The following is a 12043-nucleotide window of genomic DNA, read 5'->3' on the forward strand; positions in this document are numbered from 1 at the left end:
CGTTCGTCGGGCATTCGTGAAAAGAGCGGGCGTCCCGGTTCGGGGCGCCCGTTTTCTTTTGCAGCTTGCGCGGTCGCAATCTGCCGACAAATCTGCTGCTTATGACGATATATCGCTTGTGCGCGCTGATCGCGGTTGCCAGCCTTCCCACCGCGCTCCATGCGGGGCCTTTCAGGCCGCCCGATGCCGCGCTGCTCAAGGATATCTCGGACCCCGCCTTTTCCCATGATGGCGCGATGGTGGCTTACAGCGTCGAAGCCGCCGACACGAAACGCGACAAGGCCACCAGCGATATCTGGGTCGCGTCCTGGGCAGAAGGGCAGGCAAAGCCGCTGACCCGCACACCGGCCGCCAGCGAATGGCAGCCAGATTTTTCCGGCGACGGCAAGTATGTCGCCTTCCTCAGCGATGCCGGGAAAAGTGAGGAAACGCAGCTCTGGCGCATGCGTGTTAGCGGCAGTTCGCCACGGCAGGTCACGCGAATCAACGGCGGCATCAGCGACTTCTGCCTTTCGCCCGATGGACGTGTGGCGATTGTCGTCGCCGAGGTCGGTGGCCGGGTTGGGGTAAACGACAAGCCGACGGCGCCACCGATCGTCGTTTCCCGCTTCCAGTCCAAGGAGGATGGGCGGGGCTGGCTGGATGCCCGCCGCAAGCATCTTTTCCGCGTCGACATGGCCAAGGGCACGGCCACCCAGATCACGAGCGGGGATTTCGACCATTGGTTGCCGAGTTGGTCGCCGGATGGCCGAATGATCGCGTTCGTGGCGCGCCGCGATGCGGCAGCGGATCGCGGGTTCAATTACGATGTTTTCGTGATGCCAGCCGGCGGGGGCGAACCGCGCAGGCTCGGACAGCATAAGGGCGCCGACCATAATCCCGATTGGGACGCCGGGCGGCCGCAATGGTCGGCCGATTCGCGGCGCCTGGCATGGGTTAGGGCCGGCGATGATCAGTGGCTGTGGTATTCACCCCACCAACTGGCCATCGGTGATGTTGCAACCGGCTCGGTTACGATGCCCGCCAATATCGATCGCTGGATCTACAAGCCCCATTGGACAAGCGATGGGCAGATCGTGGCGCTGGTCGAGCAGGATCGCGATACGTGGCTGGCCCGGCTCGATCCGGTCGACGGAACTGTTATCTACCTCACCCAGGGCGCGGGGTTCGCGAGCGATCTGGCGGTTGGCACCGGGGACCGGATTGCCATCGTCGAAGGCAATCTGACGACGCCCGCCCAATTACGCCGGGCCGACGGCCAGGTGCTTGCCGATCATAATCCCTGGCTTTCCGATCGCGAATTCGCCGCCCCGCACGACGTGAGCTGGATCAGTGATGGGGTGACGATCGGCGGCATCCTCACGCTGCCGTCGGGGCACCGCGAGGGCCAGAAGCACCCGCTGGTCGTGAGGCTTCACGGCGGGCCGGTATATCAGTTCTCTCACGAATTCATGCTGGACTGGCAGGTCTATGCCGCGCGTGGATTTGCGGTTCTGGCCGTGAATCCCCGCGGATCGTCAGGCCGTGGCTTCGATTTCGCCCGCGCGATCTTCGCCGATTGGGGCAACAAGGACGTCGCCGACGTGAAGGCGGGGATCGATCATGTCATTGCGATGGGCGTGATCGATCCGGCGCGGATCGGCGTTTCCGGCTGGAGCTATGGCGGCATCCTGACCGACTATATGATTGCGAGCGATCCGCGCATTCGCGCAGCGGTGAGTGGCGCGGGCATCGCCAACCTGTTTGGCGGCTATGGCGCCGATCAATATAGCCGCGATTATGAACTCGAACTTGGCACGCCCTGGGCCAATCCAGACGTCTATGCGAAGTTGAGCTATCCCTTCCTTCGCGCCGACAGGATCGCGGCAGCTACGTTATTCCTCTGTGCCGAGAAGGACCTGAACGTCCCCTGCCTCGGCAGCGAGCAGATGTTCCAGGCGCTTCGATCCCGCGATGTTCCAACCCAACTCGTGGTCTATCCCGGTGAAAATCACGGGCTGACGGTGCCGAGCTACAAGATCGACCGGCTTCAACGGCATATCGACTGGTTCACGCGCTACCTTGCCCTCAGCGAACCAGCGCCCCACCCTTGATCACGGCCTGAACGCGCTCCAGCGCACGAATGTCGGTCAGCGGATCGCCCTCCACCGCAATCAGATCGGCAAAGCGGCCCGGCGCGATCGCCCCCAGATCCTGTTCGCGACCGACCAGTCGGGCCGGTTCCAGGGTTGCCGAACGGATCGCCTGCAGCGGTGTCATGCCATTCGCGACCATGTAGGCGAACTGGCGGGCGTTCTGGCCATGGGGGAATACGCCAGCGTCGGTGCCGAACGCGATGCGCGCGCCCGCTTTCACGGCCTTGCGAAAACCCGCGCGCTGCACATCCGTCGTCTCGCGGTTTTTGCGCAGGATGTCGGCCGGCCATCCCTCCCGCCTGCCCACTTCCTCGATATAATCGCCGTTATAGACGTCCATCACCAGCCAGACGCCTTTCTGTTGGGCGAGCGCAATGCCTTCATCGTCGATCAGCGAGGCATGTTCGATGGAACGAACGCCCGCACGGATCGCCGCCTTGATCCCTTCGGCGCCATGGGCATGAGCGGTCACATAACGGCCATTGCGTCCCGCTTCCTCAACAGCGGCGCGGATTTCCGCCTCGCTCATCTCCAGTGCGCCCGGCTCGGTCCCCTGCGCCAGCACGGCGCCGGTCGCGATCAGCTTCAGAAAGTCGGCACCATGCTGGAAAAGGTCGCGCGCACGTTCACGCACCTCGTCCGCATTGCGGGCCACGCCGCGGCGCATGTCCGCCGGCACCTGAACATCGGCGGCGAAGCCCGTCACTTCGCCACCGCCGCCAGGCACCGTGATATAGGCCCCCGCCACCGTCATCCGTGGTCCCTCGACCCAGCCATTGGCAATTCCGTCACGGAGGGCCACATCGCCGAAGGCACGGAACGTCCCGACGTCGCGCACGCTGGTAAAGCCCGCGCGCAACGTATCGCGCGCATTCTTGACCGAAAGGATCGCCACTTCGGCCTGCGAATGGAGCAAGGGTTCAGCGACGTTGTTCGTCTGGCCGAAATCGGCAAGGTGCGTGTGCATGTCCATCAGCCCCGGCAGCACCGTATAGGTCGACCAGTCGGTCACGGGGCCGTCCGTGGGCGCCTCCTGCCACGGGCCGATGGAAGCGATGCGTCCATCGACGATACGAATGATCTGGTCGTCGAGCATCCTGCCTTGCTCGACATCCAGCAATCGCCCTGCCCGGACATAGCTGGTTGCGGCGGATGCCGCACAGGGAGCCAACATCAGAAATATCGCGAGCATGCGCAGGACGATGGCCATCCGTTCCCCCTTGTTATACGTCCGAAAAACAAGTGATGATGTGCCATCGCTCGCCCGCCGACGAAAGGATTATCGATGCGGATCAAGATGCTCGCTTCTGCCCTGCTCCTCGCCTCCGCATTGCAGCCGGCCACCGCCGCGCGGGCGGCCACGACCAATGAAGCAACGCAGAACGCCGCCGTGCTCGATATCCTGAAGAAATCCATTGGTTTCCGCACGGTTCAGGGCCAGGGGCAGGTTCCGGCTTATGCAGAATATCTGGCGGACGTGCTGAAGGCTGGCGGCTTTGCGGCGGAGGATATCCAGGTCCAGAAGCGCGGCGAAACCGCGACGCTGGTTGCCCGCTATCGCGGCACCGGCAAGGGCAAGCCCATCCTGCTATCGGGCCACATGGACGTGGTGGAGGCCAAGCGCGAGGATTGGGAGCGCGATCCCTTCGTCGCCGTGGTCGAGAACGGTTATGTCTATGGGCGGGGTTCGTCCGACAACAAGGCTGGCGTCAGCGTCATGGTTCAGACGCTCGTGCGGTTGAAGCAGGAAGGCTTCAAGCCCGGCCGCGACATCATTCTTGCGCTGTCCGGCGACGAGGAAACCGACATGGCGACGACCGCCGCTCTCGCCAAGGAGCTTAAGAGCGCCGAGCTGCTGCTCAACAGCGATGCTGGCGGCGCATTGCTGGATGAAGCCACCGGCAAGCCCACCGTTTATGGGCTGCAGGCGGGCGAGAAAACCTATGCCGATTTCCGCATCACGTTCACAAATCCCGGCGGGCATTCCAGCCGGCCGTCCAAGGACAATGCGATCTATGAACTGGCCCAGGCGATCGACCGGATCGCGGCCTATGATTTCCCGCCTCAAATCAACGAACTGACCCGTGCGACGCTGACTGCGGCCGCGTCCAAATCGCCGCCGGAGACTGCCGAGGCGATGAAGCGATTCGTTGCCAACCCCGGCGACGCGAAGGCAGCCGCGACGCTTTCGGAGGATCCGGAGTGGATCGGCACAATCCGCACGACCTGCGTGGCGACCATGTTGGAGGGCGGCCATGCGCTCAACGCCCTGCCCCAGTCGGCATCGGTGATGGTGAACTGTCGCATCTTCCCCGGCGTCGGCATCCCGGAAATCCATGCGAAGCTTGCCGAGCTGGCGGGCCCGGCGGCCAAGATCACGATCATCGGCAACCCGACGTCGAGCGACGCTTCGCCCTTGCGTCCTGACGTCATGGCGGCGGCGCGCAAGGCCGTCGACGCACGCTCGCCCGGACTGCCGATCGTGCCGAATATGTCGGCCGGCGCCACGGACAGCCTGTATTTCCGCGCCGAAGGCGTGCCCAGCTATGGGCTGGGGGTCACCTATATGAAGGCCAGCGACGATTTTTCGCATGGGCTGAACGAGCGCGTTACGGTGGAATCGGTCACCGGCGGTTTGAAGCAATGGTATGTCTTGCTGAAAGAACTGGCGAAATAAGTCGCATTGGACGCGCGCTCCCCTCCCCTTATCGGAGGGCAGCCGCGCTCAACCCAGCAGCGCGTCCAGCCAGCGCTCCGCCATCTCTGCCGCCTCGTCCGGCGTGAAGGTGTCGGGGGCAAGGCACAGTTCCAGCCAGAGCCCGTCGACAAGCGCGGTGATCGCCACCGCCTTCAATCGGCAATCGCCCGGCGCGACGCCATTTTCGGCAAGCAGCGCCTCAATCCCGGCGCGATAGCCACCATAGATGTCAGCATGCAGATGGGCGATGGCCGCATTGGCCTTCACGAGGCTCCAAAAGGCGATCCAGGTGGCGAGCAGGGCCGGATCGGCGATCGGCGCGCGAAAGCTGGCGACCACATAGGCCGACAATCGAGCACGCGGCCGATGATCCGCTTGCGCGACCGCAGCATCGAGCGCCGCCTTCACGCGTTCACCGACGGTGCGATAGGTCGCCGCGACGAGATCGTCGATCCCCGCAAAATAGTGCCTCAGCAAACCGGGCGACACGCCAGCTTCCGCGCAGATCGCCCGCACGGTCGCCGCCGCCACGCCGCCATCGGCGAGTTTGCGTGCGCAGGCGTCGATCAGATCCTGCCGCCGGGAATCGGCTTCCTCGCGGGTGAATGTGGCGCGGCTCATCGCGGCAATGCTTAGCGCAAGCCGGCTTGCGGTGAAACGCCCCTTGTTTTACGATCGTAAAACAGCAAGGGACGCGACCATGGCGACAGCATTTACAGGGCCTGCGGCAATGTTCGCCGACAGCGGCAATACCAGCCTGCCGGCCTGGCTTTACAATGATACGGAATATTTCGCGGTGGAAATGGAGCGGGTGATCCGTCCATCATGGCAGATCGTCTGCCATGTCAGCGATATTCCGCTGCCGGGCGACTATCATGTGCTGGATTATATCGGCGAAAGCGTGATCGTGATCCGTGGCGATGATGGCACGATCCGCGCCTTCGCCAATGTCTGTCGCCATCGTGCCTCGCGGCTGGTCGATGGGCCAACCGGCTGCGCAAGAAAGCTCGTCTGCCCCTATCACGCCTGGACCTATGATAATGACGGCCGCCTTACCGGCGTCCCGATGAAGAGCGACTATCGCGCGCTCGATCTGGACAACCACGGGCTGGCACCGGTGGATATCGACACCTGGCGCGGCTTCATCTTCGTCCGCCTGGCGGGGGATGGCCCGCGTGTGGCGGAGATGATGGGGCATTATGACGCGGAGGTCGCACCCTATCGGTTCGAGGACATGCGCGCCATCGGCCGCGTCACGCTGCGCCCGCGCACGGTGAACTGGAAAAATATCGCCGACAATTATTCGGATGGCCTGCACATTCCGGTGGCGCATCCGGGGCTGACCCGGCTTTTCGGCCGCGACGGCTACCGCATCGAAGCGAGCGAGCATGTCGACAAGATGTGGGGCGTGGTGGTCGACCGCCTTTCGTCCAATCCGTCCGAGCGCGCCTATCAGGCCCTGTTGCCGCGGGTGGACCATCTGCCAGAGGCAAATCAACGCCTCTGGCTCTATTACAAGCTGTGGCCGAACTTCGCCTTCGAAATCTACCCGGATCAGATCGATTTCATGCAGTTCCTGCCGATCAGCCCTACGACCTCGCTGATCCGCGAGATCAGCTATCGCCTGCCCGATGATGATCGGCGCGAGATGCGTGCCGCCCAATATCTCAACTGGCGGATCAATCGCCAGGTGAACAAGGAAGACACGCAGATCATCGAACGCGTCCAGCAAGGCATGGCGTCACCCAGCTATACGGTGGGGCCGCTTGGCGAGAGCGAGGTTTGCCTCGCGAGCTTCGCGCGCAAGCTGCGTCACCTGATCCCCGAAGCCAATTTACCTGAAGCACCCGTTGCGGGCTGGAGCCATGCCGCATGACCAAACGATATGACGCCATCATCATCGGCGGCGGCCATAACGGCCTTGTTTGCGCATTCTATCTGGCGCGCGCGGGGCTGAAGGTTCGCGTTCTCGAGCGCCGCCATGTCGTCGGCGGCGCGGCGGTTACGGAGGAGTTTCACCCCGGATTCCGCAATTCGACGGCCAGCTACACCGTCAGCCTGCTGCGTCCCAAGGTGATCGCGGACATGCGGCTGGCCGATCATGGCTATCGCGTGATCGAACGCACGATCAGCAACTTTTTCCCGCATGATGGCGGCTATCTCAAGCTCGGCGGCGGCATGGGCCGCACGCAGGCGGAGTTCGCGCGCTATTCGCAAAAGGATGCCGATATCTTCCCGGCCTATGAAGAGGCGCTGGAAGGTGTTTCGGAGGTTCTTCGCGATCTCGCGCTTCAGACGCCGCCTAATGCCGGAGGCGGATTGCGCGCCCTGATTGCGGCCGCCGTGCAGGGGCGGCGCCTGGCCGGCCTGACGGTGGAACAACAGCGTAACGTGATGGACCTGTTCGCCAAGAGCGCGCGCAGCTTTCTCGATAGCTGGTACGAGAATGAATATGTGAAGGCGGCGTTCGGCTTCGATGCCGTGGTCGGCAATTATGCCAGCCCCGATACGCCGGGATCGGCCTATGTGCTGCTGCACCACGTGTTTGGCGAGGTGAACGGCAAGAAGGGCGCTTGGGGCCATGCCGTCGGTGGCATGGGGGCGATCACCCAGGCGATGGCCGCCGCCTGCGCCAAGCTGGGCGTCGAAATCAGCCTCGAGGCCCCGGTCGCGAAACTGCTGGTCGATGGCGGCAAGGTTTCCGGCGTTCGGCTGGAAAGCGGTGAAGAGCTCGCCGCGCCGATCGTGGCCGCCAATGTCGGCCCAGCCCTGCTCTATCGGCAACTGGTCGACCGTGCCGATATGCCGCAGGAATTCGCCCGGCGGATGGACCATTACAAGGCCGGGTCGGGGACGTTCCGGATGAACGTGGCCCTGTCCGAACTGCCTGATTTCACCGTGTTGCCGGGCAAGGAAAAGGCTGAACATCACAGCTGTGGCATCATCATCGCGCCGACGCTGGATTATATGGATCAGGCCTATACGGATGCGCGGGCATTCGGCTGGTCCAAGCAACCCATCGTCGAAATGAAGATCCCGTCCACCGTTGATGACAGCCTCGCCCCTCCCGGCCAGCACGTCGCAAGCCTGTTCTGTCAGCAATTCGCGCCCGTCTTGCCCGATGGCCGCAACTGGGATGATGAGCGCGAGGCGGCCGCCGATCACATCATCGAAACGGTCAATCAGCACGCGCCGAACTTCAAGGCGTCTGTGATCGCGCGACAAATCCATTCGCCGCTCGATCTCGAACGCAAGTTCGGGTTGATCGGCGGCGATATCATGCACGGCCATATGTCGATCGACCAGTTGTGGGCGTCGCGGCCGATGCTTGGCCACGGCGATTATCGCGGCCCGATCAAGGGGCTTTATATGTGCGGCGCCGGCACGCATCCGGGCGGCGGCGTCACCGGCGCGCCCGGCCACAATGCCGCGCACGAAATTCTGGCCGATCGGAGCTTCGTCGGCCGCCTGCTCAGGCGGGCGTAGCGAAACGAGTGCGGCGGACGGCGAGGTAGATGGGGATGCCGGCGAGCAGCAGCACGCCGCCCCACGCCACCGCCTCCAGCCCGCAGCCGTAGAGCGTCCATAGTGTAAAGACCCCGGCGAGCGGCGCGATTACGCGCACCATGCCGTCGTTCGGCAGCAATTTGATCGCGGCCAGCGCCGACACCAGATAGGCGATCAGCCCCGCCGCGATGGAAACCAGTGCGATAAACGCGAACAGGTCCGTCATCGCCCGGCTATAGTTCATCAGGGTGACGATCGTCAGCAGCAGGCTGGATACGATATGGGCACGGGCCGGTGTGCCGCGCCGGCTGGACTTGGCGAGCCACGCAGGAAACACGCCGCCCCGCGCCATTGCCCACGGCACTTCCCCCTGGACGAGCACGAACCCGTTCAGCGTGCCGAACGCGCTGATCGCGGCAAACAAGGCTATGACATCGGCAGCCCCCGCCCCCCAACGCAAACCGACGAATTCGGCGATCGGCGCCGGTGATTTTGCGGCGGTGTCGGCCGGCATCAGCAAGGTGACGGCCGAACAGACCAGCACATAGACCAGCCCGGTAAAGGCGGTGCCCCACAGCGTTGCCCGCGGAATGGTGCGCGCCGCATCTTCCACCTGTCCGGCCGGGACGGTCGCGGACTCCAGGCCGAGAAACCCCCAGAAAGTGAGCGCGGCGGTTGCCGCCACGGCCCCCACCCCGATCTGGCCCGGCTGCCAGGGCGCGACGGCCGCCGCGCCGTCGTCCGACAGAATGATCGCCGCGACGATCACGACGGCCGCCATAGGCAGCAATTTCAACAAGGTGGTGACGACCTGCACGCGCCCCGCCGCCGCGACGCCGTAAATGTTGATCGCCGTCACCCCCCACACCAGCGCGACCGCCAGCAGTGCCGGCAATCCCGGCGTGGCGCCGATCTGCGGCATAAGCAACCCGATGCTGCTGACCACGGCTACCGCGATGGCGCCATTGCCGGACCAGAGCATCACCCAATAGCTCCAGGCGACGATGAAGCCGATCGTCGGGCCGAAGGCTGCATCCGCATAGGCGTAGGGACCACCGGCTTTCGGCAGCACAGCCGACAGGCGGGCGAACACGAAAGCAAGGCAAAGCGCGCCGGCGATGGTGATGAACCAGCCGAAAAGCGCATTCCAGCCATAAGGCGCCAGACTGGCGGGCAGCAGGAAGACGCCGGAACCGATCATGTTGCCGACGACAAGCGCCAGGCACATCCAGAAGCCCAGCGCGCGGGGAAGCTTGGCGGCCATTGCCTCAGTCCCCGCGCGCTTCGCCATGGATTAGAACTTCGTCCCCATCTTGATGCCGATCGTGCGCGGCTGAGTGGGATAGGTGTAGATCTTGCCGCCGATCAGCGTTTCGCCGGCGGGATCCCCGCAGACGCTTTCGCCGCACTGGATGGTCTTGCCCACCGCGCCATTCTTGTCGAACAGGTTGCGCACGAACAATTCCAGCGACCAGTTTTCGGCGGCGATGCCGGCACTGGCGTCAGCGGTGGTATAATCAGGCAGATCGCCGACGATGTCCCGCTCCACCAGCCGCAGATCGGTGGTGCGGCGGCCTTCATAAATCACCGATCCCTGCACATGGGCCTGCAATGATCCGATCGGGAAATCATAGCGGGCGAGCGCATTGCCCTTGAACTTTGCGGTGATCGGCAGGCGCGTGCCGGCAGGCGCCAGCAACTCATTTCCCGCGGGGGTCGTGCAGTCGAAAGCCAGATTGGCGACCGCGCAGAAATCCTTGGTGATCTTTGCGTCGGTATAGGCGCCGCTTAATGTGAATGTCAGGCCGTCCACCGGCCGAGCAGTGATATCCAGTTCACCGCCGCGAATGCGGGCATCGCCTGCGTTGCGGACTTCACTGAGGCCGTTCGCGCCCAGGAAGCTCAATTGAATGTCGGTCCAGTCAAGCTGATAGATCGCGCCATTGATCCGAAGCCGGTGATCAAGCCAGCTCGTCTTGAACCCGATTTCATAATTGTCGATGAAATCGGGCTGATAGGGCGGCAAGGATCCGCGCCGGTTGATGCCGCCCGGGCGATAGCCGCGTGACGCTGTCGCATAAACGAGCGCGTCGTCATTGAACTTGTAGGTCAGGTTGATCTTCTGGATGAAATCCGTGTCCTTGGTCCGCTTGTCGAGATTGGTGCAGGGTGAACCCTTCACCTGCGCAGGTCCCTGGCATTCGTAGATCGGGTTGGACGTATATCCGGGATAGTTATATCCGAAGAAGCCCACCAGCGAGTTGTCGTAGCGATATATGCGCGCGCCGAGCGTGATCGTGAACTTTTCGGTCACGTCAGCCGTAATTTCACCGAAGGCCGCATAATCCCGATCCTTGCGAATCTGCTTGGTCAGCCAGATATCGCTAGCGGTTCCAGGCACCGTGATCGAATCCGCGATGCCATCGATGATGTAATTCTGTTCGATGTTGTGCTTCTGGATTTGATAGAACAGACCGCCGATGAACCTGACCCTATTTTCGGCCGGTGATGCGATACGAAGCTCATGGCTTTCCTTTGTGAAGCGGTCATCCGAAACGATATACTGGTTCGGATTTACCAGATTGCCATCATTGTCATAAAAATATTCACCGGATCCATAAAGCGCATCGTAGAAATAAGCATAATCGGAATAATCCGACTGCCCACTCACGCGCCGCTTCAGATAAGCGCCGGCATAGGTGACATCGAAGCTGCCAAGCTTGCCTTCGATCGTCAGCGCAGCCTGTATCCAACGGTCGTTAAAGCGTTCGGGATTGAACTGCTGCACCTGCAATTTGCCGAGGCCGGATTCCTGGCCGAAGAAGCCATGGCTGACCTGCTTCTGCCCCATCACCCCAAGGGTTGTCGTCCAGTTCTCGTCCAGATCGACCTTCAACGCCGCGCGGCCGCCATAGGTTTCGACGTCGTTATAATCCTTCTCGACCAGATCGGCGTTGTCGAAGGCGATGCCAGACGAAGGGAAATTTAGCGTTCCGGGCACATTGTCGATAAAGCCCGCATCCTTGTCATACCAGCCGACCAGACGCACGGCCGCCGCGCTGGAGATCGGCACGTTGACGAAAGCCTCGCCGACATAGCCTTCGCCGCCATGGGCAACCGTGTTCAACTCCAGATCGGCGCCGCCATAGAATCCGGTCGTATCGGGCTTGTTGGTGATGATGCGAACCGTGCCAGCCTGGCTCGACGCGCCGTAAAGCGTGCCTTGCGGCCCCGCCAGCGCCTCTACCCGTGCGATATCGTAGATATGGATATCGAGCGCGCCCTGGATCGTCGTGATCGGCTGTTCATCAAGATAGGTTCCGACCGACGGCAAAGATGTGGAATGGTTGGCATTCTCACCCGATGCCACGCCACGGAAATAGACGTTGGAACCACCCGGGCCTGTCGTCTGATAGGACAGGCTGGGCAGGTAGCGCGCATAATCGTCGAAATCGGCGACCTGTAACTGCGCCAGTTTTTCCGTGCCGATCGCGGTGATCGCCATCGGCACGTCTTGAAGATTTTCGGACCGCTTGGTCGCCGTAACGATGATGTCGTCCGAGCGCACGCCACTCGTCTGCTGAGCATGTGCCCCGCTGGAAAGTATCGTGGACGCCAACAGCACCGCAGCACCCGCGACATGAAAATTTCGCGGTTGGATTACCCCACTGAACATCGCCTCTAACCCCCAATGCTTGAGCCG

The 12043-nt window shown here is 62.7% G+C and carries 8 protein-coding genes; 4 read left to right on the plus strand and 4 right to left on the minus strand.

Annotation, left to right across the window (positions count from 1 at the left end; translation table 11 throughout):
* The first annotated feature begins 101 nt into the window (after window positions 1-101).
* Window positions 102-2093 (plus strand): S9 family peptidase, encoded by a 1992-nt coding sequence (locus tag CHB74_RS00630; RefSeq protein ID WP_089217972.1) that lies wholly within the window; start codon window positions 102-104, stop codon window positions 2091-2093.
* Here CHB74_RS00630 and CHB74_RS00635 read toward each other — a convergent pair.
* The gene (locus tag CHB74_RS00635) at window positions 2068-3309 is read right to left on the minus strand and encodes a Xaa-Pro dipeptidase (RefSeq protein WP_245842523.1); all 1242 of its coding nucleotides are present in this window, start codon (window positions 3307-3309) and stop codon (window positions 2068-2070) included. The genes CHB74_RS00630 and CHB74_RS00635 overlap by 26 nt on opposite strands.
* Window positions 3310-3420: 111 nt before the next feature.
* Here CHB74_RS00635 and CHB74_RS00640 point away from each other — a divergent pair, with 111 nt between their 5' ends.
* Complete coding sequence (locus tag CHB74_RS00640) at window positions 3421-4812, plus strand: M20/M25/M40 family metallo-hydrolase (protein WP_089217670.1); 1392 nt, start codon at window positions 3421-3423, stop codon at window positions 4810-4812.
* Between the two features lie 48 nt (window positions 4813-4860).
* On the opposite strand, the gene CHB74_RS00645 is transcribed toward CHB74_RS00640, so the two are convergent.
* Entirely contained in the window at window positions 4861-5454 is a 594-nt protein-coding gene (locus CHB74_RS00645) for a TetR/AcrR family transcriptional regulator (protein WP_089217671.1), read from the minus strand.
* 109 nt (window positions 5455-5563) lie between these two features.
* Here CHB74_RS00645 and CHB74_RS00650 point away from each other — a divergent pair, with 109 nt between their 5' ends.
* Window positions 5564-6709: an aromatic ring-hydroxylating oxygenase subunit alpha gene (locus CHB74_RS00650; RefSeq protein WP_179220676.1), complete on the plus strand. Its 1146-nt coding sequence runs from the start codon at window positions 5564-5566 to the stop codon at window positions 6707-6709.
* Window positions 6706-8319: a phytoene desaturase family protein gene (locus CHB74_RS00655; RefSeq protein ID WP_089217673.1), complete on the plus strand. Its 1614-nt coding sequence runs from the start codon at window positions 6706-6708 to the stop codon at window positions 8317-8319. The genes CHB74_RS00650 and CHB74_RS00655 overlap by 4 nt, the downstream gene beginning before the upstream one ends.
* On the opposite strand, the gene CHB74_RS00660 is transcribed toward CHB74_RS00655, so the two are convergent.
* Together CHB74_RS00660 and CHB74_RS00665 are read right to left on the minus strand one after the other, a co-directional pair.
* Window positions 8306-9604: an amino acid permease gene (locus CHB74_RS00660; protein ID WP_179220656.1), complete on the minus strand. Its 1299-nt coding sequence runs from the start codon at window positions 9602-9604 to the stop codon at window positions 8306-8308. The genes CHB74_RS00655 and CHB74_RS00660 overlap by 14 nt on opposite strands.
* Window positions 9605-9634: 30 nt before the next feature.
* Complete coding sequence (locus CHB74_RS00665) at window positions 9635-12016, minus strand: TonB-dependent receptor (protein WP_089217675.1); 2382 nt, start codon at window positions 12014-12016, stop codon at window positions 9635-9637.
* Between the last annotated feature and the right edge of the window lie 27 nt (window positions 12017-12043).

Source organism: Edaphosphingomonas laterariae (genome assembly GCF_900188165.1).
In the GTDB taxonomy this organism is placed as follows: domain Bacteria; phylum Pseudomonadota; class Alphaproteobacteria; order Sphingomonadales; family Sphingomonadaceae; genus Sphingomonas_E; species Sphingomonas_E laterariae.

What these genes read in the sequence shown, in the direction of transcription:
- CHB74_RS00630 (WP_089217972.1), top strand. Translation starts at nt 102, where the DNA reads ATGACGATATATCGCTTGTGCGCGCTGATCGCGGTTGCCAGCCTTCCC.
- CHB74_RS00635 (WP_245842523.1), bottom strand. Translation starts at nt 3,309, where the DNA reads ATGTTGGCTCCCTGTGCGGCATCCGCCGCAACCAGCTATGTCCGGGCA.
- CHB74_RS00640 (WP_089217670.1), top strand. Translation starts at nt 3,421, where the DNA reads ATGCGGATCAAGATGCTCGCTTCTGCCCTGCTCCTCGCCTCCGCATTG.
- CHB74_RS00645 (WP_089217671.1), bottom strand. Translation starts at nt 5,454, where the DNA reads ATGAGCCGCGCCACATTCACCCGCGAGGAAGCCGATTCCCGGCGGCAG.
- CHB74_RS00650 (WP_179220676.1), top strand. Translation starts at nt 5,564, where the DNA reads ATGTTCGCCGACAGCGGCAATACCAGCCTGCCGGCCTGGCTTTACAAT.
- CHB74_RS00655 (WP_089217673.1), top strand. Translation starts at nt 6,706, where the DNA reads ATGACCAAACGATATGACGCCATCATCATCGGCGGCGGCCATAACGGC.
- CHB74_RS00660 (WP_179220656.1), bottom strand. Translation starts at nt 9,604, where the DNA reads ATGGCCGCCAAGCTTCCCCGCGCGCTGGGCTTCTGGATGTGCCTGGCG.
- CHB74_RS00665 (WP_089217675.1), bottom strand. Translation starts at nt 12,016, where the DNA reads ATGTTCAGTGGGGTAATCCAACCGCGAAATTTTCATGTCGCGGGTGCT.